Genomic DNA, 23,838 nt, shown 5'->3' on the forward strand with positions numbered 1-23,838 from the left:
TGAAGGTTCTATGAAGGTCAGGCCGGGGGCAAGGCGATGGTGAAGGTCGCTCCCGTGCCCGGGCCGTCGCTGCGGACGTCGAGGGTGCCTCCGTGGGCCGAGACGATGGCCTGCGAGATGGACAGTCCCACACCGGTCCCCGTGACGGACTCGGGATCGCGGCGCCGTCCCGGGTCAGCGCGGTAGAAGCGCTCGAACACGTGCGGGAGGTGCTCAGCCGCGATGCCCGACCCGGTGTCGCTGACCGCGACCGTGGTGCCCGTCGCGCAGCTGCGCACCTCGATCCGGACCCCGTCCCCCGCCGTGCAGTGCTGCAGCGCGTTGCGCAGGAGGTTGTCGACCACCTGGCCGAGCCGTGACGGGTCGGCGCGCACCCGCGCAGGAGGGTCCTCGCCGACGTCGAGCTCCAGGCGCACCCCCTGACGGCCGTATGCCGCAGCCGCCGCACCGGTGGCCGCCCGGACCACATCGGCCGGGTCCACCGCCTCTCTCCGCAGGTCGAGCCGCCCCTCCTCGGCAGCAGACACGTCTTTGAGGTCGGTGGCGAGGCGCTCGAGGCGCCGGGTCTGGGCGCGCAGCGTGTCGAGCGTCGCGTCGTCGAGGGGTGTCACACCGTCCTCGACCGCCTCGAGGGTCACCTGGATCGCCGCGATCGGGGTGCGCATCTCGTGCGAGAGATCGGTGAGCAGGCGGCGACGGGTGGCCTCCGTGCCGGCGATCTGCCCGGCCATGGCGTTGAACGTCCGTGCCACGGCGTCCAGCTCTCGCCCCGTCGGCTGCATCCTCACCGGCTGGTCGTAGTGGCCCTGGGCGACCTCGTCGGCGCCCCTGGCGAGCGCGTCCAGGGCGCGGCCGATCCGGCGGGTCACGAAGGCGCTGGCCCCGACCGCCGCCAGGACCGCGAGCGCGACACCGGCCCCCATCGACGCCAGCCCCGCGGACCGGAACGCCTCCTGGGCGTGTGCGAGGAGCTGCGGCTGCTCGCCGTGGCCCGCCTCGTGCATGTGCTGGTCGAACACCGCCGGCCCGATGATGAGCGCTGCGACGACCATAGTGACGGTCATCGCGGCGATCACCGCCACCTGGGCGAGCACCAGCCGGTGGGTCAGCGACCTGTTCACCCGTCGGGACGTCATCGCCCCGTCCCCATCCGGTAGCCGACGCCACGCACGGTGGAGACGTAGCGCGGGCTGGCGGGATCGTCGCCCAGCTTGCGGCGGACGTGGGCGACGTGCACGTCGACCAGGCGGTTGTCGCCGACCCAGTCAGGCCCCCAGACGGCGTCCACGAGCTGGCGCCTCGAGTAGGCGAGCCGCGGCTGGCTGGACAGGGCGTCGAGTACGTCGAACTCGGTGCGCGTCAGGTCGACCAGCACCCCTCCCACCTCGACCTCCCGCGCGTCGGGGTCGATCACGAGGTCACCGAAGATGCGGTGGGCCGAGCGCTGGACCAGCCCACCCGACCTCGGGCGACGCAGCAGGACGTGCACCCTGGCGACGAGCTCGCGCGCGCTGAACGGCTTGGTCATGTAGTCGTCGGGCCCCCACGGACAGCCCCACCAGCAGGTCGACCTCGTCGGCGCGCGCGGTCAGCATCAGGACGTAGCAGTCGGAGAAAGTGCGGATCTGGCGACACACCTCGACACCGTCCAGCCCGGGCAGGCCCAGGTCGAGCACCACCACCTCGGGCACCCACCCACGGGCGACCTCCACCGCCTCGCGACCGTCCGCGACCACGCACGTCTGGAAGCCGGCCCGGTCCAGGTAGGTGGCAACCGTGCCTGCGAGCACGGGCTCGTCATCGACGACCAGGGCACGGACCGGTGCAGGTGCGGGCTGCATGGCCCCAGTGTCACGCACCCGACGGCTTTCCCACGTTCTTTCGCACGAGGCCCCGGTGGAATACCCGGTGGGGCGAGTCTGTTCATGTCATATACCCCCTAGGGGTATATGACATCGAGAGGACCAGGACCATGCGTCACGACCACGCCCAGCACAGGAGTCACGACGACCACGGCGGGCACGAGCACGCGGACCACGTCGAGGTCTTTCGCCGCCTCTTCTGGGTGATGCTGGTCCTTGCCGTCCCGGTCGTCGGCCTCAGCGAGATGTTCGCGATGCTCGCCGGCTACTCCCTGCCCGAGAGCTCTTGGCTGCCATGGGTCTCACCGGTCCTCGGCACGGTGATGTACCTCTGGGGCGGCCGACCGTTCCTCGAGGGCGGCTGGTCGGAGACACGCTCGCGCAGGCCCGGCATGATGCTGCTCATCGCGCTCGCCCTCACTGTTGCGTTCGGGGCCTCCTGGGGCGCGAGCCTGGGGCTGGTCGACCACACCCTCGACTTCTGGTGGGAGCTGGCGCTGCTGGTGGTGATCATGCTCCTCGGGCACTGGATCGAGATGAGGTCTCTGGCCCAGACCACCTCGGCGCTCGACTCGCTCGCCGCCCTCCTCCCGGACGAGGCCGAGAAGGTCGTCGGCGACGACGTGGTTGCCGTCGACCCCTCCGAGCTGGTGGTCGGTGACGTCGTCGTCGTCCGTCCGGGGGCCTCGGTCCCGGTGGATGGCCGGATCGTCGCCGGGTCCGCCAGCATGGACGAGTCCATGATCACCGGCGAGTCGCGGACCGTCCGCCGGGCAGCCGGCGACGCCGTGGTCGCGGGCACCGTCGCCACCGACTCGGGCCTGCGGGTCCAGGTGACGGCCGTCGGTGACGACACCACCCTCGCCGGGGTCCGCGCTCTGGTCGCCGACGCCCAGTCGTCCACCTCGCGAGCCCAGCGGATCGCCGACAGGGCTGCGGCCTGGCTGTTCTGGTTCGCGCTCGCGGCCGCGATCGTGACTGCGATCGTCTGGACCAGTGCGGGTATGCCGGACTCGGCCGTCATCCGCACCATCACGGTGCTCGTCATCGCCTGCCCCCACGCCCTGGGCCTGGCCATCCCGCTGGTCGTCCAGATCGCCACCGAGCGAGCCGCCCGCGGAGGTGTCCTCGTCAAGGACCGACTGGCGCTGGAGTCCATGCGCACGGTGGACACCGTGCTCGTCGACAAGACCGGCACGCTGACCAAGGGCGAGCCCACCGTCACCGCCGTGGAGCCCGCCCGGGGTCGTTCGGCCGACGAGCTGCTTGCGCTGGCCGCCGCCGCGGAGACCGACAGCGAGCACCCTCTCGCACGCGCCATCGTCGGCGCCTCCCAGGCGCGAGCGATCTCGGTGGGGCGCGCCACCGACTTCTCGTCGTCGCCCGCAGTGGGCGTCCGAGCAACGGTCGACGGGTCCGTGGTCGAGGTCGGTGGTCCACAGCTCCTCGAGCAGCGGGCCCAGCGCGAGCTCCCCGCGGCGGATGCCTGGCGCGCCGAGGGCGCGATCATCCTCCACGTCCTGGTCGACGGCGAGGTGGCCGGGGCGCTAAGGCTCGCCGACGAGATCCGGGCCGAGTCCCGCGAGACGGTCGACGCCTTGCACGACCTCGGCATACAGGTGGTCATGATCACGGGCGACGCGCAGGCCGTGGCCGACACCGTCGGCCACGAGCTCGGCATCGACCGCGTCTTTGCGGGCGTCCGACCGGAGGACAAGTCCGCCAAGGTCGCAGAGCTGCAGGCCGAGGGCCGCCGGGTCGCGATGGTCGGCGACGGCGTCAACGACGCTCCCGCCCTCGCCCAGGCGGACGTCGGCATCGCGATCGGGGCCGGCACGGACGTCGCGATCGGCTCGGCCGGCGTCGTCCTCGCATCCTCCGACCCGCGGTCGGTCCTGTCGGTGGTCGAGCTGTCCCGGGCCACCTACGCCAAGATGCGCCAGAACCTCTGGTGGGCCGCCGGCTACAACCTCGTCTCGGTGCCACTCGCCGCAGGGGTGCTCGCACCCGTGGGCTTCGTCCTCCCCATGAGCGTCGGCGCCGTCCTGATGTCCCTGTCCACCGTGGTCGTGGCCGTCAACGCGCAGCTCCTGCGCCGTCTCGACCTCTCCCCCGGACAGAGCGCACACCGCCTCCGGGCCGCCTGACCGCGGCAGGCCGCGGCGGCATGCCGCGCGCTCGGTCGTTGCTGTCGGGATCGGCCGCGGGCGCTCTGCTCGACCGGGTCTCGGCGACGCGGGTGAGGGCGGCCTCCACCAGCTGCGCGTTCCCGGCAGCGGTCGTGCCGCCCGGCAGCCGGGTGGTGTCTTCGAGGCCGACCCGGGTGTCCAGCCCCAGTCGGGCAGCGAGGTCGACGGCTGTACAGGTGCTGCCCTCTGCGCCGTGGAGCAGGACCGGGAGCTCCGGCTCGAGGCGGTGGACTTCGTCGACGAGTGGCGTCGCCTGACGGGCCACCCAGGCGGCGGCATCCTCGTCTGGGACGTCGGGCAGCGCCGTCCACGACCGGACCGACCGGACCCGTGCCGCCGGGTCGGGTGATGCCCAGGCGCCGGTGGTCACGCCCACGGGAACGCCCGGACACGCCTGTCGAACGGCCAGCACGAACCTCGCCACGTCATCGGCGTCCAAGGTGTCCACCCCGGCGGCGTCCTTGGGGTGGACGTGCACGGCTGAGGCGCCGGCATCGACAGCCGCCCGCGCCTCCACCGCGACCTCGCGCTCGGGCCTCGCGGCTCGGCGTCAGCGAGGACCGCAGGGACCCAGGGGCATGCGAAGGGCCCCGACCAGCGTCTCCGCCGGCCGGGGCCCTTGCTTCTGTCTCAACACAGAGCGCACCCGAAGGGATTCGAACCCCTAACCTTCTGATCCGTAGTCAGATGCTCTATCCGTTGAGCTACGGGTGCAGTTGCCGCGCCGCCCGTGGTCGTCCGCAACGAGGTACGACTTTACAGCAGAGGGGGCCTCCCCACGAAATCGGTCGACCGGACCCGAGCCGGTGGCGGCCTTAGTAGCGGCGGCGGGGCCGGGTGTGGGTGACCAGGCGAGCCAGCGAGGGCGGACCCTGCAGCAGGTAGCGACGGGCCAGCCGCTTGGGCTCGCGCGACAGGCGGTAGGCCCACTCGAGGTGGTTGTCCTGGTAGAACTGCGGCGCCCGCTGCACGGTCCCGGCGATGAAGTCGGCCGCCGCGCCGTAGGCCAGCAGGGCCCGCGCCCCGGACGCGATGCCGTGGTCGCGGATCCAGTCCTCCTGGCGCGGTTTGCCCAGCCCCACGACGACGACGTCGGTGCCGGCCTCGCGCACCGTCTCGGCCCAGCGGGCCGCGCCCTCGGGCGAGGTGATGTCGGCCCGCTCCGGGGCCCAGGTCCCCGCGATGCGGAGGTCCGGCAGACGGCGGCCGAGCTCCTCGCGCAGACGCACGTGCATGTCCGGCATACCGCCGAGGAAGCCGACCGACGCACCCTCCTCGGCCGCCACGCGCAGCTGGGGCTCCAGCAGGCTCGCGCCCGTCAGCCGGGGGTAGGTCACGCCGGTCACCCGCTTGGCCGTGAGGACGAAGGGCGCGCCGTCCATGAGGGTCAGCCAGCGCAGACCGCCAGAGCCGTCGCCCACCGAGCCGGCAGAGCGGTCGTGCGAACCCGAGGGGTACCAGTGCAGGTGGTCGAGGTTGGCGGACTCGATGGCGAGCGGGCGGCCCTCGCCCCGCAGGGCGGCGCGATAGAGGTCCATGACCTCCTGCTCGCTCCCGGCGTCGACCTGGACCCCACCCATCAGCAGCTGCTGCACGTGACCGCACTCCTCGCGTCTCGTCAAACGAATCTCGACTCAACTATGTCAGGCAAGGTGAACCTCATTGTGACCTTCCCCGCAGATCGACTCTCTCGGTGGCCGGGCCTGTGGGCAGCGGTTACCGTGACAAGCACGCCTTGCCAATGACGGCAACCAGAAGGGATGGCCGGATCCACATGTCCACCACGCACAAGAAGCTCGCGGCCTGGGTCGAGGAGATCGCCGCTCTGACGACGCCCGACCAGATCCACTGGATCACCGGCACGGACGAGGAGGCCGCGCAGCTCAACCAGGCGCTGGTCGACTCCGGGACCTTCATCAAGCTCGCCGAGGACAAGAAGCCCAACAGCTACTACGCCGCCTCGGACCCGGGTGACGTCGCTCGCGTGGAGGACCGCACCTACATCTGCTCCAAGGACGAGAAGGACGCGGGCTTCACCAACAACTGGATGGCCCCGGACGAGATGAAGGGCATCATGCGCGACCTCTATCAGGGGTGCATGAAGGGCCGTACGATGTACGTCATCCCCTTCGTGATGGGTCACCTCGAGGCCGACCAGCCGATGTACGGCGTCGAGATCACCGACTCCGCCTACGTCGTCGCCTCGATGCGCGTCATGGCCCGCGTCGGCTCGGCCGTGCTCAAGCAGATGGAGGAGACGAAGGCCGACTTCGTCGAGTGCCTGCACTCCGTCGGTGCGCCGCTGGCCGAGGGCGAGCAGGACGTCCCGTGGCCCTGCAACGACACCAAGTACATCGTCCACTTCCCCGAGGAGCGCGCGATCTGGTCCTTCGGGTCCGGCTACGGCGGCAACGCCCTGCTCGGCAAGAAGTGCTACGCCCTGCGCATCGCGTCGGCCATCGCCCACGACGAGGGCTGGATGGCCGAGCACATGCTGATCCTCAAGCTCACCAACCCCGAGGGCAAGACCCACTACATCGCCGCCGCCTTCCCCAGCGCCTGCGGCAAGACCAACCTCGCCATGCTCGCCCCCACCATCCCGGGCTGGAAGGCCGAGATGGTCGGCGACGACATCGCCTGGATGCGCTTCGGCGAGGACGGCCGGCTGTATGCCGTCAACCCCGAGTTCGGCCTCTTCGGCGTCGCTCCCGGCACGGGGTGGAGCACCAACCGGTCCGCGATGGAGACGATCGAGGCCGGCAACTCGGTGTTCACCAATGTCGCCCGCACCAAGGACGGCGACGTCTGGTGGGAGGGCATGACCGACGAGAAGCCCGCCGAGCTCATCGACTGGAAGGGCAACGAGTGGACCCCGGAGTCGGGGGAGAAGGCCGCCCACCCCAACGCCCGTTTCTGCACACCGATCAGCCAGTGCCCGATGGCCGCGCCGGAGTACGACTCCCCCAACGGCGTGCCGATCTCGGCGATCCTCTTCGGCGGGCGTCGCGCCACGACCATCCCGCTCGTGGCCCAGTCCCGCGACTGGACGCACGGCACCTACATGGGCGCCACGCTCTCCTCGGAGACCACGGCCGCCGCGGTCGGTGCGGTCGGCGTCGTGCGCCGCGACCCGATGGCCATGCTGCCCTTCATCGGCTACAACGCCGGTGACTACGTGCAGCACTGGCTCACCATCGGCCAGAAGGGCGACGCGGACAAGATGCCCAAGATCTTTCAGGTCAACTGGTTCCGCAAGGACGACGACGGCAAGTTCGTGTGGCCGGGCTTCGGCGAGAACTCCCGCGTCCTCGCCTGGGTCGTCGACCGCCTCGAGGGCAAGGCCGAGGGCGTCGAGTCCCCGATTGGCCTGCTGCCCAAGCCCGAGGAGATCAACACCGACGGCCTCGACCTCACCGACGAGCAGCTCGCCACCGCGCTGGCCTTCGACAAGGCGAGCTGGGAGAAGGAGCTCCCCCTGGTCGAGGAGTGGTTCGGCAAGTTCGGCGACGAGCTGCCCGTCGAGCTGCGCGCCGAGCTCGACGGCCTCAAGGACCGCGTCTCCAAGGCCTGACCTACCGGGGGTAGGGGCATCGACCGGCCTTCGTCCCCCAGGTCGATGATCCCGCCCCCGGTAGGGGCATCGACCGGCCTTCGTCCGCCAGGCTGATGATCCCAAGGCCGGTCGATCTTGTCCCCCCGGTATGCCGAAGCCCGGCGCGTGACCTCGTGCAGGTCACGCGCCGGGCTTCGGCATACGACCACTCGGCGGGAGGTGCCGGCCGCTCGCACCCCGGTCCGGCAGGTCCGCGTCAGCCCGTCGTCACGGCGATCTCGTCGCCGAGACGCCACCCCGGGGCCAGCGGCAGCTGGTCGCCCGACCAGAACCTGCCGGGGTCGTACCAGCTCGACGGGCGGCCCGGCTCGAGCAGCCCCATCTCCTCGTAGGTCACCGCCACGACCTCCGCGCAGTAGGCCAGCTCGGGGCGCGCCGAGATCGGTCGCTGCTCGTGCCGCCACGGCAGGTGACCGCGTCGCCCCCGCAGCCACCGGCCCGCGAGGGTCGCGGTGCGCGGGAAGCTCGTGCCGTCCCATCGCGCGATCGTCCGCAGCAGCGCGTCCTCCTGCTCGCGCCCCACCTCAGGGGTGAGCTGCCGCAGGAAGCCCCGCTGGCCGTAGGCGTCGTGCCAGCGCGTCACCGCGTCCCTCAGGTCGTGCAGCTGCACCCCGCGCTGGTGCTGCCCGCTCCACAGGTCGACCAGGCCCTTGCCCAGCTCGGCGTGCCACATCAGCGGCGGCAGGTCGTCCAGCACCACCGCCATGCCGACGTGGTTGACGGGGGCGTTGGTCAGGACCTGGATCGCCCGGTCGGCGCCCTTGGCCCCCCGAAACACCCAGATGTCACCGGTGCGAGCGTGGTCCACGGCCTGGTCGAGCGTGATCGCCATGCGCCGAGTCTGGCACCCCCTCCCGGCAGGGGCGGTGGCTATCCTCGTGCCGTGAGACGCATCTCGTGGTGGAAGGTCCTCGGCGCGGCCGGCCTCGCCGGGGTCGCGGCGACCGGCGTCCTGGTGGCCCGGGGCGAGCGGCAGCGACGCGCCATGACGTCGGCCGAGGTGCGGTCGCGGCTGCACCGGCGGTATGCCGAGCTCGGCGACCCCTCCTACCGCCGGTAGGCGCGGCGGAGCTGCACGTCGAGCGGAGGCACCCCGGAGCCGCACACCGGGAGCGGGGACAGGTCGAGGCGCGAGCGGTGCGGGGTCGCACGGAGCCGGCGTGCGCTGTGGCGGGCGACGAGCCGTGCGAGCAGCATCAGCTCGCTCCCGTCGCGCCCGGGGCCACCTGGCCCGCTTGCCCCGGCACCTGCTGACCCGGCGGCTGCTGACCCGGCACCTGCCCCGCTTGGCCGGGCCCCTGACCCGGCATACCTCCGGGTCCGCCGGGCGCACCGCCGCCCGGACCGCGGCCCGGGCCGCCCATCCCACCCGCCGTCTGGCTGTTGATCGTGGGGGCGGCCGCGGCGACCGCGCCTCCCCCGACCGTGGCCAGGCCGACGGCGAGCGCAGCGGCCACGGCCGTCGTGCGGCCCGACCACCGGGTGGGAGCGGTTGCCGGTGCCGCGCCGGGTGCCCCGCCGGGTGTGGCGCCCGGAGCCACCGAGGGCGCGGGCGCCGCATTGGTGGCGTCGTTCTTGAGGTGCGGGTTCATCTCGGTCTCCTTGCCTGGCGGGTTGCGTCGTGCCACCGACGATCCGCAGTCGCGCTGTGGCGAGGCTGTGATCTCCATGTCGACGGGCCAGGAGTCCGCCATAGTGGTCCCACAGGCTCGCCACAGGAAGGCCCTGCCACCGCCACAGGAAGGCCCGGTGTCATGAGGAGCATGAGCACGCACACCACCTCCGCCCCGGCCCTGCGCCGACTCGACGGCTCGCCCGTCCGCGTCCTCGTCGTCGACGACGAGGCCAACATCGCCGAGCTGCTGTCCATGGCCCTGCGCTACGAGGGCTGGGAGGTGCGCACCGCGGGCACCGGCCTCGAGGCGGTCCGCGCCGCACGGGAGTTCAAGCCCGACGCGGTCGCCCTGGACATGATGCTGCCGGACTTCGACGGCCTGGAGGTCCTGCGCAAGATGCGTCAGGAGGACCCCAACATCCCCGTCCTGTTCCTCACGGCCAAGGACGCCGTCGAGGACCGCGTGGCCGGCCTGACGGCGGGCGGCGACGACTACGTCACCAAGCCCTTCAGCCTCGAGGAGGTGGTGGCGCGGCTGCGAGCCCTCATGCGCCGCACCGCGATCGCCGAGGAGGAGTCGGCATCCCTGCTCGTCGTGGGGGACCTGGTCATGGACGAGGACGCCCACGAGGTCCGTCGCGGTGACGACGAGATCACCTTGACCGCGACGGAGTTCGAGCTGCTGCGCTATCTCATGCGCAACCCCAGGCGCGTCCTGTCCAAGGCCCAGATCCTCGACCGGGTGTGGAACTACGACTTCGGCGGCCAGGCCAACGTCGTCGAGCTCTACATCTCCTACCTGCGCAAGAAGGTCGACCACGGGCGGAAGCCGATGATCCACACCATGCGCGGCGTCGGCTACGTCCTCAAGCCGGCCGACGGGGCCTGATCAGCGCATGCGCGTGCGCGACTGGTCCCTGACCACCAAGCTCGTGACCTCGGTGGTCGCGCTGTTCCTCGCCGTCACGGTCGCGATCGGTGGCGCCACCGTGCTGGTCATGGGGCAGCGCCTGACCCAGCAGGTCGACGAGCAGCTGCTGGAGCAGTCACGGATGGTCGACCGGGGCGGCCGTCTCGGCGACGGCGACGACGTCCTGCGCGCCTGCACCAGTCGGCCGCCGGGGACCGGCGAGGGGATGCTGCGCCTGTGCCTGCAGGACGGGAGCGCGCTCAGCGACTACGTCATCGCCGGCGGCGACTACTCCCGCCTCACCACCGCTCAGGTCGGCACGATCGCCCGCTCCGGCGTCGGCGGCCAGCCCCGCAGCGTGGACGTCGACGGGCTGGGCGACTACCGACTGGTCGCGGCCTACCGGTCCGGCACCACCATCGTGACCGGGGTCCCGCTGCAGCGCGTCCAGGCCTCGATCCAGGAGCTGCTGCGCACGATCACCCTCGCCTCGCTCACCGGCCTCGCCCTGATGGGGCTCCTCGGCACCTGGCTGGTCCGGCGCAACCTGCGCCCGCTGCGCCGGGTCGCCGACACGGCCACGCGGGTCTCCCGGCTGGACCTCGCGCGCGGCGAGGTGGCGCCCATCGAACGCGTCCCCGATGAGCTCACCAGCCCCCGCACCGAGGTCGGCCAGGTCGGCCATGCCCTCAACACCCTCCTCGACAACGTCGACAGCTCCCTCACCGCGCGGCACCGGTCCGAGACGCGCGTGCGGCAGTTCGTGGCCGACGCCTCCCACGAGCTGCGCACACCGCTGGCCTCGATCAGGGGGTATGCCGAGCTCAGCCGCAAGGAGCGCGAACCCGTGCCCGGAGGCGTGCGGCACGCGCTCGACCGCATCGAGTCCGAGGCCAAGCGCATGACCACCCTCGTCGAGGACCTGCTCCTGCTGGCCCGCCTCGATGCCGGGCGCCCCCTGGAGCACGCGCCCGTCGACCTGTCGCTGCTCGTGCTCGAGTGCGTCAGCGACGCGCAGGTCACCGCCCCCGACCACCGCTGGGAGCTGGACCTGCCCGGCGCGGCGATCGAGGCCACCGGCGACCGTGGTCGCCTGCAGCAGGTCCTGGTCAACCTGCTCGCCAACGCCCGCAGCTACACCCCTGCGGGCACCATGATCCGCACCTCGCTGGGCGTCGAGGGCGAGCGTGCCGTCATCCGGGTGCTCGACGACGGACCCGGCATACCAGAATCCTTGCAACCCAACCTCTTCCAGAGGTTCACCCGAGGCGACACCGCCCGCAACCGCGCCGCCGGCTCGACCGGTCTCGGGCTGTCCATCGTCGACGCCGTCGTCAAGGCGCACCACGGCGACGTGCGGGTCGAGTCCGTGCCCGGGCGCACGGAGTTCACGGTCGCGCTCCCCCTCCGCTGACCCCGATCACCCCCTGCGCTCCCAGGACCGAGCGGGGGTGGGGCAGCGGACGGGCGTAGCGAGGTGCGTAGGAGCGGCAGAGCAGGCTCATAGGGTCCCCACAAGCGCGAGCCGGACCGTGGGTGGCATGACAACCTCGACCCTCCGGCGCAGCGCCCGCCGTCTCACCGCCCCGCGCACCGCCCCCCACGAGAAGCCCACGGCGGCAAGGCCCGACACCGAGCGGCGAGCGGCCCGACTGTGGCGCGGCCCGGCCGAGGACCCGAGCTGGGCCCGCCCGTCGCTGGTGATCCTGCTGTGCGCGACCGCGGCCTTCTACCTCTACGACCTGACCAGCTCCGGGTGGGCCAACGCCTTCTACTCCGCCGCGGCCCAGGCCGGCGGCGAGTCGTGGAAGGCCTTCTTCTACGGCAGCTCCGACGCCGCGAACGCCATCACGGTGGACAAGCCGCCGGCGTCGCTGTGGGCCATGGCCCTGTCGGTGCGGGTCCTCGGGCTGAGCTCGTTCGCGATCCTGCTGCCCGAGGTCCTCATGGGGGTGGCGTCGGTGGGGGTCCTCTACGCCACGGTCAAGCGGCACTTCGGCGCCGCCGCGGGCCTGATCGCCGGGGCGACGCTGGCGCTCACACCGGTCGCGACGCTGATGTTCCGGTTCAACAACCCGGACGCGCTGCTGGTGCTGCTCATGACCCTCGGCGCCTGGGCCACCGTCAAGGCCGTCGACGAGGGCCGCGCCCGCTGGCTTCTCGCCGCCGGCGCCTTCCTCGGCCTCGGCTTCCTCACCAAGACCCTCCAGGTCTTCCTGGTCGTGCCGGCGCTCGCGGCCGCCTACCTCCTGGCCGCCGACACGACGCTCGGCCGCCGCATCACCCACCTGGTCGCGGCCGGGGCGGCCCTGGTCCTCTCCGCCGGGTGGTGGGTCGCGATCGTCGAGCTCGTGCCCGCCTCGGCCCGGCCGTACATCGGCGGGTCCCAGACCAACTCCTTCCTCGAGCTGACCTTCGGCTACAACGGACTCGGCCGCCTCACGGGCGACGAGACGGGATCCGTCGGCGGCGGCAACGGGTGGGGCCAGACCGGCCTGACCCGCCTGTTCGACGCCGAGATCGGCGGCCAGATCTCCTGGCTGATGCCCTCCGCGCTGCTGCTGCTCGTCACCGGGCTCGTGATGCGCGGGCGCCGCCCCCGCACCGACGGCCGGCGCGCCCAGCTGATCGTGTGGGGCGGCTGGCTCGTGGTCACGGCCCTCACCTTCAGCTTCATGGCCGGCATCTTCCACGCCTACTACACCGTGGCCCTCGCCCCGGCCGTGGCCGCGGTGGTCGCCATCGGCGCCACCCTCGCCTGGGAGCGCCGCGACCGGTTCGGTATGACGACCCTCTCGGCCGCCACCGCCATCGCCTCGGCCTGGTCCTTCGTCCTGCTCGCCCGCTCGGCGGACTTCCTGCCGTGGCTGCGGTGGGTCGTGGTCGTCCTCGGGCTCGCCGCCGCCCTGCTCCTGCTGGTGCTCGACCGGATCCACGCCTCGGCCGTCAGGGTCGTGGCCGGAGCCGCCGTCGTCGCCGTCCTCGCCGGGCCCGCGGCCTACAGCGCGCAGACCGTGACCACCGCGCACACCGGTTCGATCGTGACCGCCGGCCCGTCGACCGGCTCCGGCATGGGCGGAGCCGGTGGACCCGGCGGAGCCGGTGGACCGGCCGGTGCCGGTAGGCCCGGCGCGGCCGGTGCCGGTGGGCCCGGCGGGATGGCCGGCGGCATGGGTGGCCTGCTCGGCGCCAACACCCCCTCCACTGAGGTCGTGAGCGCGCTGTCCGCCGACGCCGACCGCTACACCTGGGTGGCCGCCGCGGTCGGGTCGCAGAACGCCGCCGGCCTGCAGCTCGCCACCGGTCAGCCGGTGATGGCGCTCGGCGGCTTCAACGGCACCGACCCGTCGCCCACGCTGGCGCAGCTCCAGGCCTATGTCGCCTCGGGCCAGATCCACTACCTGCTCGCCTCGGGCGGGATGGGCGGCTCGTCGACCGAGACGTCCACCACGAGCCAGATCCTCGCGTGGGCCGCCGCGAGCTACCAGACGGTGAGCATCGACGGGACGACCTTCTACGACCTCACCCAGCCGCTGGCGGCGTCCTGACCAGGCGCCGGGCTCCGGCATACCCCTCGCGCTCGTCACCCACCGGAGAGGACCGACCGATGACCACCCCGACCACCTCGACCGCCCCGCCTGTCGACGAGCACGGCCGGCGACGGCCAGGGGCCGAGCTGGCCACGCAGCTGGGCAGGTTCGCCACGATCGGCGTCGCCAGCACGGTGCTGCACCTCGGCCTGTTCGCGGCCCTGACGGGCGTGCTCGGCGCCCTGGCGGCCAACCTGGTCGCGCTGCTCGTGTCGACCGTGCTCAACACGGCGGCCAACCGCGCCTGGACCTTCGAGGTGCGGGGCCGGCAGGACGCGCTGCGGCACCAGCTGCAGGGGATGGCGGTGTTCGCGGTCACGTGGGGGCTGACGAGCCTGGCGCTGCTCGCGCTGCACGTGACCGCGCCCACCGCGTCGGCCGGCGTGCAGACCACCGTCGTGGCAGTCGCCAACGTCGCGTCGACGGTCGTGAGGTTCGTCGCGCTGCGCCGCTGGATGTCCTGACTCAGCCCGCGAAGCGCCGCAGCTCGTGCCGGGCCACGGCCATGAGGTGGACCTCGTCCGGCCCGTCCGCGATGTGCATCTGGCGGGCGTAGGCGTTGAGCTCCCCCAGCGGCGAGTCCTGCGACAGACCCAGCGCGCCGTGCGCCTGGATCGCCCGGTCGACCACGGTGCTGGCCATCGAGGGCGCCACGACCTTGAGCGCGGAGATCGCCGCGGCGGAGTCCTGGTCGTCCTGGTGGTCCAGCGACCACGCCGCGCGGTAGGCGAGCCAGCGGGCCTGGTCGATCGCCACGCGGGACTGGGCGACCCACTCCTGCACGAGACCGTGCTGCGCCAGCGGCCGCCCGAAGGCCACCCGTCGCGGCACGCGCTCGGCCATCAGGTCGAAGGCGCGCTCGGCCACCCCGACGAGCTTGAGGCAGTGCGTCAGACGGGTGGGCGCCATGCGGGCCTGCGCCAGCGCGTAGCCGCGGTGCAGCGAGCCCACGACGTTGGCCAGCGGCACCCGCACGTCCTCGAAGGCGACCTCCCCGTGCCCCCCGGTGAACGGGTCGTCGTAGCCCAGCACCGACATCGACCTCACGACCCGCACGCCGGGGGTGTCCCGCGGCACGATCACGACCGAGTGCTGCAGGTGCCGCTGCCCGCGGGGGTTGGACTTGCCCATCACGAGCATCACGCGGCAGTCGGGAGCCATGGCCCCGCTCGACCACCACTTGCGGCCGTTGATCACGACCTCCTGGGTCTGCTCGTCGACCTCGATCGACGTCGAGATGTTGCCGGCGTCGGACGACGCGACGTCGGGCTCGGTCATCGCGAAGGACGAGCGGATCTCGCCGGCCGCCAGCGGTGCGAGCCAGCGCTCCTGCTGCTCCGGCGAGCCGTAGCGCAGCAGCAGCTCCATGTTGCCCACGTCGGGGCTGTTGGCGTTGATGGCCTCCGGGGCCAGGTGCGGCGACCGTCCCGACAGCTCGACGACGGGGGCGAGGTCGAGGTGGCTCAGCCCGGCGCCGTAGGGAGCCGGGAGCCCGAGGTTCCACAGGCCCGCGGCCCGAGCCTCGTCCGCCAGCCGCGACATGACGGCGGGCCGGGTCCAGCGGTGCTCGGCGTCGAGCTCGGCGACCTCCCGACGGGCCACGGCCTCGGCGGGATACACCTCCCGCTGGAGGAAGTCGGCCATCCGGTCGCGCCACTGCTCCTGCACCGGAGACAAAGAGAAGTCCATGCGATCACGGTAAGCCGTGCCTCACCCCGCCCATGACCGGGGTCTCATCCCGGACCGAGTGCCCGTATGCCGAGACGGCGGCCGGGTCGGCATACGGCCGGGAGGACGCAAGGCGGGCAGAGACGAAAGCCCCCGACCACGATGGTCGGGGGCTCTCGGTCCCTGGTGAGGGTGGTGGCGGAGGTGGCGGGATTTGAACCCGCGAGAGGTTTTCAACCTCAACCCGCTTAGCAGGCGGGCGCACTAGGCCACTATGCGACACCTCCAGTGCAACCCGCACAGGCTACCGGTCGGGCGCGCGCGGGACCAAAACGCCCGCACCGCGGCTGGGTCAGCTCTTGCTGGTGTCGCTGCACACGTCGTCGCTAGCCACCTTGGCTTCCAACGTGGGCGTGCTCGAGGTGGTGCTGCCCGGCACCGGGGCCGCCGTGATCGGCTGCGCGGGCAGCGGCGCCTGGCCCGCGCGGTTGGGCACCGCCACGACCCTGGGGGCGCCGCGCCCGACGGACACCCGCACGGGGCTGCCGGCGGCGCCGTCGGCCTTGAGGATGGCGCCGGGGAACGCCAGCGCCACCTCCTGGGCCTGCGCGAGCTGGGACGCCGTGTGGTGCACGACCACGCCGTTGCTCGGCGCGGCGGCCGCGGTCACCGCACCGACGGTGAAGCCCTGCGCGCGCAGCGCCTGGGCCACCTGGCCACCGAGGCCGGCGGTGCCCGAGGCGTTCTCGACGGCCACCGAGACCGAGCTGGGCGCCACGGCCGGGGTCGAGCTGGCGGCGGCGGAGGCCGATCCCGAGGCTCCGGTCGTGCCGGGCCACGGCTCGTCCTTGCGGAGGATCTCCCAGAGGGGCCCGGCGGCGGCGCTCAGCTGCACGCGCTCCTTGTCCTGGGGGTAGGGCTCGATCGGCGCCGTGATGAATCGGATGTTGGCCGGCCTGATCTCACGCAGCTGCGCCGCCAGGCCGGACAGGGCGGAGACGTTGGCGAGCTCGGCGTCGGTCTTGAGGGACCGGGTGGCCGCGTCCAGGACGTTGTAGAGCCGCGGCGGGTTGAGGAGCACGCCGGTCGAGGTCGCCTGGCGCACCACGGCCGCGAGGAAGTCCTGCTGCAGCTTGACGCGTCCGGTGTCCGAACCGTCACCGACCCCGTGCCGTGTGCGCACGAACGCGAGCGCCTGCTCGCCGTTGAGCCTGTGCCGTCCGGCGGCCAGGTCGAGGCCGCTGTACTTGTCCTTGACCGCTGAGGTCGTGCAGATCTCGACCGTGCCGAGGGCGTCCACGATGTTCTTGAAGCCGGTGAAGTCCACGGTCATGACGTGATCGATCGAGATGCCGGTGTTCTGCATGACGGTGGCCACGACGCAGGTGACGCCCCCGTCCTCGATGTTGGAGTTGAACATCCGCTTGGTCCACCGGCTCACCGGCGCGTCGATGACGCATCCGGGGCCGGCGCCGGTCTGCGTCGACGTGGCCGCGGTGGCGGGTGTGGTCGACGAGGTGGCCGCCCTCGGCGTCGCTGCGGAGGAGGCCGACGCGGACGACTCACCCTGGCGGGGCGGGGCAGGGATCATGGCGTCGCGGGGGATGGACACCACGACGGCCGAGCGCCGGTCGGCGGCCAGGTGCACGAGCATCGTCGTGTCCGAGCGCAGCCCCGGGTCCTCGGTGGGGTCGCCATACGCGCTGTTGGCACCCTCACGGGTGTCGACCCCCATGACCAGGAGGTTCATGGCGGTGTGGCCCGTGGTCGGGTCGGTGGTGGCGCCCGGCGCGGGCTTGAGGAGGTTGTCGGTGATGTCCAGCGACGAGAGGTTGCCGTTCAATCGGTATGCCGCGTACAGCCCGCCGCCGACGACCACCGCCAGGACGACGACGAGCGCGATGACGATCCCCTTGAGGATCGGACGCCGGCGCCGCAGGGCGCGCAGCTCTCGTCGGGTGAGATCGGAAGGCAGCGAGGACTCCGGGGTGCTGGAGCCGTCCGGTGCCGATCCACCCGGCGTCGGGGCCGCCGAGCCCGGGCGTGCGGACTCGTCAGGATCCTTCACGGGGCGACCTTTCAGGTTGGCGACGGCAGGCTTTGGCCGACCAGACTTCGGCCGAGTGTATCGACGCAGCCTGGGCAAACCCTCCTGTTGACGCCGAGAACCCCCGACAGGTCGTCTGTCGGGGGTCCTGGTCTCCGGGTCCGGCTCCGTGGGAGCCGGTCAGCGCCGGAGGAGATCGATGAGGATCAGATGGGGCGGACGGCGTCCGCCTGCGGGCCCTTGGGGCCCTGGGTGACCTCGAACTCGACGCGCTGCGCCTCGTCGAGGCTGCGGTAGCCGTTGCTCTGGATCGCGGAGTAGTGGACGAACACGTCCGGACCGCCACCATCCTGAGCGATGAAGCCGAAGCCCTTCTCAGCGTTGAACCACTTAACGGTGCCCTGTGCCATGGGTATTACTACTTTCGTTATGTCTGGCTATGACCGGGGAGCAGGATGCGCCCCGTCCAGATTGCCTTACCCCCCACGTCACGGGACATGCCCGTCCTTCGTGAACGACCCCCGCGCAGCCAGCCGTTGGGGCCGGGAGGCGGAGGGCTACATCTACGTCTTGCGAGGAACTGCTTCAGCAACCGTGCCCCAACCTACCACCGGGGCGGTCCGCTGTGATCCCCAGGAGGTGAACAATCGGTGGCTGCGTCGATCCGCCGCCCCGACCTGGCGGAGGGCGTGGGATTCGAACCCACGAACGGCTTGCACCGTTAGCGGTTTTCAAGACCGCCGCACTAGGCCACTATGCGAGCCCTCCCGACCCGCAGCTGCGTGCGGGACCCGCACAGACTACCGGTCCGGCAAAAAGTCGGGCCTAGGGTCATAAGGCGGAGCCGCTCGGGGCATGGAGACGACAAGCGTTCACTCCTACCGGAAGGATCCATCATGCTCAACAAGCTCAGCTTCCTCGCCGGCGTCGGCGCCGGGTACGTCCTCGGTGCCCGTGGCGGTCGTGGGCAGTACGACGCGCTCGTGCAGCGGTCGACCTCGGCCCTGCAGAACCCGTCCGTCCAGAGCAAGATCGCGGAGGCCGCGCAGGCCGTCAAGGCGCAGACCCCGCCGCAGGCGCACGGGCTGGTCGACAAGGCCGTGGGTGCGGTCTCCGGCGGCACCGCCCCGGCGTCGACCTCGACCTCCCGCTCCGCCTCCACGACCGGCGTCACCCCCACCACCGACGGCCGCATCGGCTGACACCGTACGGCTGACGTCGACGACCGCCTCGGCGGTCACCCCGAACCCCTAGGAGAGACTCCACATGCAGAAGCGACTGATGTTCATCGCCGGCGCCGGCCTCGGCTACGTCCTCGGCGCCCGCGCCGGCCAGGGCCGCTACCAGCAGATCAAGTCCCAGGCGGACACCGTCTGGAACGACCCCCGCGTCCAGGAGAAGGTCGCCCTCGCGACGGACGCCGTCAAGGAGAAGGCCCCCGTCGTGCAGGCCAAGGCCCAGGAGGCCGCCGCCGCCGCCCAGGCCAAGGCGCAGGAGGCGGCCGGTGCCGCCCAGGCCAAGGCCCAGGGTGCCGCGGCCACCGCCAGGTCCAAGGTCACCGGGGACCACTCCGGCAACCAGATCGGGGTCGAGAGCTCGAGCGACGTGGAGCCGCAGACCGTCAAGTACGAGTCCGGTCACTGACCGAGGGCCCCTGCCCGCACGACGGAGGCGCCGCACCCCCGCGCGGGGTGCGGCGCCTCCGTCGTGCGCGTGACCGGACCGCCCGGTCGCGCGGCGGCCCGGTCCAGGGCGGCTAGATCCAGACGGCGGGATCGTCATACATCGCGTCGGTCGGGCTCTGGTCCGGCCCCGGGATCCGCACCTGCGCGGGGATGCCGACGGCGACGGCGTTGGCCGGGACGTCCTTGACCACGACGGCGTTGGCGCCGACCTGCGCACCGTCGCCCAGCGTGATGGCGCCGAGGACGCGGGCGCCCGACCCGATCGTGACACCGTTGCCCAGCGTGGGGTGACGCTTGCCCTTGGCGAGCGAGCGGCCCCCGAGGTTGACGCTGTTGTAGAGCATGCAGTCGTCGCCGATCTCGGCCGTCTCGCCGATGACGACGCCCATGCCGTGGTCGATGAAGAACCGCCGACCGATCGTCGCGCCCGGGTGGATCTCCACGCCGGTCAGGGCCCGCGTCACGTTGGACAGCAGGCGCGCCGGCAGCCGCAGCGACGGGCGCTGCCACAGCTGGTGCGTCACACGGTGGGACCACACCGCGTGCAGGCCCGGCGAGACCAGGGCCATCTGCAGGCGACCGGTCGCCGCCGGGTCCCTCTCGATCGCCGCGTCGAGGTCCTCCAGGACCCCGGCCACGAAACCCACGCCACCCTGACGCTGGGTCACGAGCGGGGCGAGGTTGACGTCGGCCTTGGCGCGGTGGGCCGCGGCGGTGGTGAAGGTCGTCATGTCATCAGCTCATCTCGTGTGGCGGCGGGTGGTTCGGCATACGGCCGATCAGGAGGTGATGCCCTCGAACAGCACGGTGGACAGGTAGCGCTCACCGAAGGAGGGGATGATGACCACGATCGTCTTGCCGGCGTTCTCGGGCCGGGCGGCGACCTGGGCGGCGGCGTAGAGCGCGGCGCCGGAGGACAGACCGACGAGCAGGCCCTCCTGGGTCGCGGCCTTGCGGGCCCACTCGACCGACTGGTCGATGTTGACGTCGATGACCTCGTCGTAGATCTCGGTGTCGAGGACCTCGGGGACGAAGTTGGCACCGATGCCCTGGATCTTGTGCGGACCGGCCTGACCGCCGTTGAGGATGGCGGACTCGGCGGGCTCGACGGCGATCATCTGCACGCCGGGCTTGCGCTCCTTGAGCACCTGGCCGACGCCGGTGATGGTCCCGCCGGTGCCGATACCCGCGACCACGATGTCGACCTTGCCGTCGGTGTCGGCCCAGATCTCCTCGGCCGTCGTGCGGCGGTGGATCTCGGGGTTGGCGGCGTTCGCGAACTGACGCGCCAGCACGCCCTGCCGCTCGGCGACGATCTCCTCGGCCTTGTTGACGGCGCCCTTCATGCCCTCCGAGCCCGGGGTGAGGACCAGCTCGGCGCCGTACGCCTTGAGCAGGGCCTTGCGCTCGGCACTCATGGTCTCCGGCATGGTCAGGACGACTTTGTAGCCGCGGGCCGCACCCACCATGGCCAGCGCGATCCCGGTGTTGCCCGAGGTCGCCTCGACGATGGTGCCGCCCGGCTCGAGCTCGCCGGACTGCTCGGCCGCGTCCACGATGGCCACGCCGATCCGATCCTTCACCGAGTTCGCGGGGTTGTAGAACTCGAGCTTCGCCGCGACGGTGGTGCCGCTGTCCTTGGTGTCGATGATGCGGTTGATGCGCACCAGGGGGGTGCGTCCGACGATGGAAGTGACGTCGTCGTGGATGGGCATGGGGCGTTCTCCGCTCTCTCGATGGCTGAAGGCCGCGTGGGCCCTGTCGTGTTCTCGTCCGCGGCAACGTCCGGGACGAGAAGGTGATTCCCACGTTATCGCTTGTCCAACATTGTGTTATGCCACGCGGGATGACGCAGCCGCATCCCAGGGACCGGACCCGACCGGGCTAGCGATCCCCGTCACACATCACTCGTCAGACGTGCCGCCATGTCACTACCCGACCGTAGGATCACCGCATGTCAGCGCTGCAGACCACAGCCCTCGTGCTGTGCTTCGTGATCCCGAGCATCGGGTGGATCCTGCTCTTCCGGCAGGTGTTCCGGTTCACCAGGCTCTTTCGCACCGGCCGGCCCGACCCGACGCGCACCGGCGAGCCGGCCAAGCGGACGATGACCCTGGTCCGCGAGTTCCTGGGCCACACGCGCATGGCGCGGCTGCCCTGGGTCTCCATAGCGCACTGGTTCACGGCGCTGTCCTTCCTCATCCTGTTCGCGACGCTGGTCAACGCCTTCTTCCAGCTCATCTGGCCGGACTTCCGGCTGCCGATCATCGGCACCTTCCCGCCCTTCGAGTGGCTGATCGAGCTCTTCACGGTCGGCGGCTTCCTCGGGATCATCCTGCTGATCGTGGTGCGCCAGCGTCAGCACCCGCGCAGCGCCGCCGGCGAGCACGGCCGCCGCAGCCGCTTCTTCGGGTCGACCTGGTGGCAGGCCTACTACGTCGAGTTCACGATCCTCGCGGTCACCATCTGCATCGCGCTGCTGCGCACCCTCGAGGCCGCCCACGTCGAGCGCCTGCACCCGGGCACCAACATCGCGCTCCACTTCCCGCTGACAGGGTGGATGCGCGGCATGTGGGGCGGTCTGAGCATCGCCGGGATCGAGGAGGCGATCTACCTCGTCGCGATGATCAAGATCCTCGTGTCCTTCGCCTGGATGATCACCATCGCCCTGCAGCCCACCATGGGCGTGGCCTGGCACCGCTTCCTCGCCTTCTTCAACATTTGGTTCAAGCGCAACGCCGACGGGCGGACCGCGCTGGGCGCGCTGCAGCCCATGACCATCGACGGCAAGCCCTTCTCCATGGACGCCGTGGAGGAGATGGACGAGGACACCTCGATGGGTGTCGCCAAGGCCGAGGACCTCACCTGGAAGCAGCTGCTCGACGTCACCACCTGCACCGAGTGCGGCCGCTGCCAGTCGCAGTGCCCCGCGTGGAACACCGACAAGCCCCTGTCCCCCAAGCTGCTCGTGATGACGCTGCGCGACCACGCGCACGCCAAGGCACCGTGGATGATGGCCTCGGAGGAGGCCCGGGCGGGGCTGCCGGAGCACACCAAGGCGCTCGCGCACATGCCCCTCGTCGGCCAGACCGGGTATGACATGGAGCACCCCCTCACGGCATACGACGCACTCGGCCCCGAGGCCGTCATCGACGAGGACGTGCTGTGGTCCTGCACGACCTGCGGCGCGTGCGTCGAGCAGTGCCCCGTCGACATCGAGCACGTGGACACCATCGTCGACCTGCGGCGCAACCAGGTGCTGATCGAGTCGGCCTTCCCCGCCGAGCTGGGCGGACTCTTCAAGAACATGGAGTCCAAGGGCAACCCTTGGGGCATGGCGCAGCGCGCCCGCCTCGACTGGGCCAAGGACCTGCCGTTCCCGGTCAAGCAGGTCGGCAAGGACGTCGAGGACCTGTCCGAGGTCGACTACCTCTTCTGGGTGGGCTGCGCCGGTGCCTTCGAGGACCGCGCCAAGAAGACCTCGCGCGCCGTTGCCGAGCTCCTGGACACCGCGGGTGTCAGCTTCGCCGTGCTGGGTGACGGCGAGACCTGCACCGGTGACTCCGCCCGCCGCGCGGGCAACGAGGTCCTCTTCCAGATGCTCGCGCAGCAGAACGTCGAGCAGCTCAACGAGGCCGGTGCGACGAAGATCGTCGTGACCTGCGCCCACTGCTTCAACACCATCAAGAACGAGTACCCACAGGTCGGCGGCAGCTACGAGGTGCTGCACCACACGCAGCTGCTCAACCGTCTCGTGCGCGAGAAGCGCCTCGTGCCGGTGTCGCGCCCGGCCGAGGACGCGCGCAAGTCCACCGCCAAGAACCCCGCCTCGAGCGCACCCGTCGTGACCTACCACGACCCCTGCTACCTGGGGCGGCACAACAACGTCTATGCCCCACCCCGCGAGCTCATCGGTTCGCTCCCCGGCGTCGAGCTGCGCGAGATGCCCCGCCACGGCGAGACGTCCTTCTGCTGCGGCGCCGGCGGTGCCCGCATGTGGATGGAGGAGAAGCTCGGCACCCGCATCAACATGAACCGCACCGAGGAGGCGCTCGCCACGGGCGCCGACCGGATCGCGGTGGGCTGCCCCTTCTGCCGCGTCATGCTCTCCGACGGCGTCACCGCCAAGGAGGCCGACGATGCCTCCGTCGAGCAGGTGGAGGTCGTCGACGTCGCGCAGATGCTGCTCGCTGCGGTCCGGCGCGGCGACGAGGTCGAGGCTCCCGTCGAGGAGGCGGCAGCGGCAGCGGCGGCGGCCACGGCCACCGGGGCGGCCGGGGTCGCTGCGGACGGCGCGCCCGAGGGCATCAAGCCGGACCGCGACGACCGGCAGACGCAGACGTCCCCGGCGCAGGAGGCCGCGGCCGAGGAGCAGGAGGAGGTGCGCGTCCCGGACGAGAACGACCAGGAGGCGGTCCACGCCGCCAACGTCGCCGACCCCTGGGACGACGACGACACGGCCACCGCCGCACCGGCACCAGCCGCCCAGACCCAGCCCGACCCAGAGCCGACCCCGGCTCCCACCACCAACGACGTCGCCGACCCCTGGGACGACGACGACACGGCCACCGCCGCACCGGCACCAGCCGCCCAGACCCAGCCCGACCCAGAGCCGACCCCGGCTCCCACCACCAACGACGTCGCCGACCCCTGGGACGA

The 23,838-nt window shown here is 71.7% G+C and carries 22 protein-coding genes, 3 tRNA genes and 2 pseudogenes; 11 read left to right on the top strand and 16 right to left on the bottom strand.

Features of this window, described 5'->3' with window-relative positions; all coding sequences use genetic code 11:
• Positions 1-17 precede the first annotated feature (17 nt).
• Positions 18-1,121, bottom strand: coding sequence for a sensor histidine kinase (locus GGG17_RS11940; protein ID WP_311966643.1), 1,104 nt, complete (start codon positions 1,119-1,121; stop codon positions 18-20).
• 11 nt (positions 1,122-1,132) lie between these two features.
• Positions 1,133-1,841: pseudogene (locus GGG17_RS11945) on the bottom strand (response regulator).
• A gap of 131 nt (positions 1,842-1,972) precedes the next feature.
• Here GGG17_RS11945 and GGG17_RS11950 point away from each other — a divergent pair.
• Complete coding sequence (locus tag GGG17_RS11950; protein ID WP_154593919.1) at positions 1,973-4,009, top strand: heavy metal translocating P-type ATPase; 2,037 nt, start codon at positions 1,973-1,975, stop codon at positions 4,007-4,009.
• On the opposite strand, the gene GGG17_RS17380 is transcribed toward GGG17_RS11950, so the two are convergent.
• Complete coding sequence (locus tag GGG17_RS17380) at positions 3,939-4,316, bottom strand: 3-keto-5-aminohexanoate cleavage protein (RefSeq protein ID WP_375804520.1); 378 nt, start codon at positions 4,314-4,316, stop codon at positions 3,939-3,941. The two genes, GGG17_RS11950 and GGG17_RS17380, sit on opposite strands and share 71 nt — an antisense overlap.
• Here GGG17_RS17380 and GGG17_RS16575 point away from each other — a divergent pair.
• Entirely contained in the window at positions 4,245-4,400 is a 156-nt protein-coding gene (locus tag GGG17_RS16575) for a hypothetical protein (protein ID WP_230082912.1), read from the top strand. The two genes, GGG17_RS17380 and GGG17_RS16575, sit on opposite strands and share 72 nt — an antisense overlap.
• A 21-nt stretch (positions 4,401-4,421) precedes the next feature.
• Here GGG17_RS16575 and GGG17_RS17385 read toward each other — a convergent pair.
• From GGG17_RS17385 to GGG17_RS11965, 3 genes and pseudogenes are all read right to left on the bottom strand, one after another.
• A pseudogene (locus GGG17_RS17385) lies at positions 4,422-4,568 on the bottom strand (3-keto-5-aminohexanoate cleavage protein); the annotation flags it as partial.
• A 124-nt stretch (positions 4,569-4,692) separates the two neighbouring features.
• A tRNA-Arg gene (locus GGG17_RS11960) sits at positions 4,693-4,765 on the bottom strand.
• Positions 4,766-4,866: 101 nt separating this feature from the next.
• Positions 4,867-5,646, bottom strand: coding sequence for a WecB/TagA/CpsF family glycosyltransferase (locus GGG17_RS11965; RefSeq protein ID WP_154593920.1), 780 nt, complete (start codon positions 5,644-5,646; stop codon positions 4,867-4,869).
• Positions 5,647-5,825: 179 nt separating this feature from the next.
• Here GGG17_RS11965 and GGG17_RS11970 point away from each other — a divergent pair, with 179 nt between their 5' ends.
• Positions 5,826-7,622, top strand: a complete 1,797-nt coding sequence (locus GGG17_RS11970) for a phosphoenolpyruvate carboxykinase (GTP) (RefSeq protein ID WP_230082913.1) — start codon at positions 5,826-5,828, stop codon at positions 7,620-7,622.
• 238 nt (positions 7,623-7,860) lie between these two features.
• On the opposite strand, the gene GGG17_RS11975 is transcribed toward GGG17_RS11970, so the two are convergent.
• Positions 7,861-8,496 (bottom strand): hypothetical protein, encoded by a 636-nt coding sequence (locus tag GGG17_RS11975; protein ID WP_154593922.1) that lies wholly within the window; start codon positions 8,494-8,496, stop codon positions 7,861-7,863.
• Positions 8,497-8,547: 51 nt separating this feature from the next.
• Between GGG17_RS11975 and GGG17_RS11980 the strand changes: the two genes are divergently transcribed.
• Positions 8,548-8,724, top strand: a complete 177-nt coding sequence (locus GGG17_RS11980) for a hypothetical protein (protein WP_230082914.1) — start codon at positions 8,548-8,550, stop codon at positions 8,722-8,724.
• Here GGG17_RS11980 and GGG17_RS11985 read toward each other — a convergent pair.
• Together GGG17_RS11985 and GGG17_RS11990 are read right to left on the bottom strand one after the other, a co-directional pair.
• A complete protein-coding gene (locus GGG17_RS11985; protein WP_154593923.1) occupies positions 8,712-8,861 on the bottom strand; it encodes a hypothetical protein in 150 nt (49 codons plus the stop codon). The genes GGG17_RS11980 and GGG17_RS11985 overlap by 13 nt on opposite strands.
• Positions 8,861-9,256 (bottom strand): hypothetical protein, encoded by a 396-nt coding sequence (locus tag GGG17_RS11990; protein ID WP_195849223.1) that lies wholly within the window; start codon positions 9,254-9,256, stop codon positions 8,861-8,863. Before GGG17_RS11990 ends, GGG17_RS11985 begins: the two co-directional genes overlap by 1 nt.
• Positions 9,257-9,427: 171 nt before the next feature.
• Between GGG17_RS11990 and GGG17_RS11995 the strand changes: the two genes are divergently transcribed.
• From GGG17_RS11995 to GGG17_RS12010, 4 genes are all read left to right on the top strand, one after another.
• The gene (locus GGG17_RS11995) at positions 9,428-10,168 is read left to right on the top strand and encodes a response regulator transcription factor (RefSeq protein ID WP_154593925.1); all 741 of its coding nucleotides are present in this window, start codon (positions 9,428-9,430) and stop codon (positions 10,166-10,168) included.
• Between the two features lie 7 nt (positions 10,169-10,175).
• Positions 10,176-11,603 (top strand): sensor histidine kinase, encoded by a 1,428-nt coding sequence (locus tag GGG17_RS12000; RefSeq protein ID WP_154593926.1) that lies wholly within the window; start codon positions 10,176-10,178, stop codon positions 11,601-11,603.
• 127 nt (positions 11,604-11,730) lie between these two features.
• Complete coding sequence (locus GGG17_RS12005) at positions 11,731-13,737, top strand: ArnT family glycosyltransferase (protein WP_154593927.1); 2,007 nt, start codon at positions 11,731-11,733, stop codon at positions 13,735-13,737.
• A gap of 59 nt (positions 13,738-13,796) precedes the next feature.
• Positions 13,797-14,243, top strand: a complete 447-nt coding sequence (locus GGG17_RS12010; protein WP_154593928.1) for a GtrA family protein — start codon at positions 13,797-13,799, stop codon at positions 14,241-14,243.
• A 1-nt stretch (position 14,244) separates the two neighbouring features.
• On the opposite strand, the gene GGG17_RS12015 is transcribed toward GGG17_RS12010, so the two are convergent.
• The 5 genes from GGG17_RS12015 to GGG17_RS12035 form a co-directional block, all read right to left on the bottom strand.
• Positions 14,245-15,468, bottom strand: a complete 1,224-nt coding sequence (locus GGG17_RS12015) for an acyl-CoA dehydrogenase family protein (protein ID WP_154593929.1) — start codon at positions 15,466-15,468, stop codon at positions 14,245-14,247.
• A gap of 175 nt (positions 15,469-15,643) precedes the next feature.
• Positions 15,644-15,734, bottom strand: a tRNA-Ser gene (locus GGG17_RS12020).
• Between the two features lie 65 nt (positions 15,735-15,799).
• Positions 15,800-17,515: an LCP family protein gene (locus GGG17_RS12025; RefSeq protein ID WP_154593930.1), complete on the bottom strand. Its 1,716-nt coding sequence runs from the start codon at positions 17,513-17,515 to the stop codon at positions 15,800-15,802.
• Between the two features lie 185 nt (positions 17,516-17,700).
• On the bottom strand, positions 17,701-17,904 hold the full coding sequence (locus tag GGG17_RS12030; protein ID WP_019285274.1) for a cold-shock protein: 204 nt from the start codon (positions 17,902-17,904) through the stop codon (positions 17,701-17,703).
• Between the two features lie 268 nt (positions 17,905-18,172).
• Positions 18,173-18,262 (bottom strand) — tRNA-Ser (locus tag GGG17_RS12035).
• A 128-nt stretch (positions 18,263-18,390) separates the two neighbouring features.
• Between GGG17_RS12035 and GGG17_RS12040 the strand changes: the two genes are divergently transcribed.
• Both GGG17_RS12040 and GGG17_RS12045 read left to right on the top strand, forming a co-directional pair.
• Positions 18,391-18,696, top strand: coding sequence for a YtxH domain-containing protein (locus GGG17_RS12040; protein ID WP_154593931.1), 306 nt, complete (start codon positions 18,391-18,393; stop codon positions 18,694-18,696).
• 64 nt (positions 18,697-18,760) lie between these two features.
• Entirely contained in the window at positions 18,761-19,138 is a 378-nt protein-coding gene (locus GGG17_RS12045; RefSeq protein WP_154593932.1) for a YtxH domain-containing protein, read from the top strand.
• 112 nt (positions 19,139-19,250) lie between these two features.
• On the opposite strand, the gene epsC is transcribed toward GGG17_RS12045, so the two are convergent.
• Entirely contained in the window at positions 19,251-19,910 is a 660-nt protein-coding gene (epsC, locus tag GGG17_RS12050; RefSeq protein ID WP_154593933.1) for a serine O-acetyltransferase EpsC, read from the bottom strand.
• A 48-nt stretch (positions 19,911-19,958) separates the two neighbouring features.
• Complete coding sequence (gene cysK / locus GGG17_RS12055; RefSeq protein WP_154593934.1) at positions 19,959-20,894, bottom strand: cysteine synthase A; 936 nt, start codon at positions 20,892-20,894, stop codon at positions 19,959-19,961.
• Between the two features lie 239 nt (positions 20,895-21,133).
• Here cysK and GGG17_RS12060 point away from each other — a divergent pair.
• A partial coding sequence (locus GGG17_RS12060; protein ID WP_154593935.1) for a (Fe-S)-binding protein occupies positions 21,134-23,838 on the top strand: 2,705 nt, incomplete at its 3' end.

The sequence above is a fragment of the Arsenicicoccus cauae genome (genome assembly GCF_009707125.1).
Taxonomy (GTDB): domain Bacteria; phylum Actinomycetota; class Actinomycetes; order Actinomycetales; family Dermatophilaceae; genus Arsenicicoccus; species Arsenicicoccus cauae.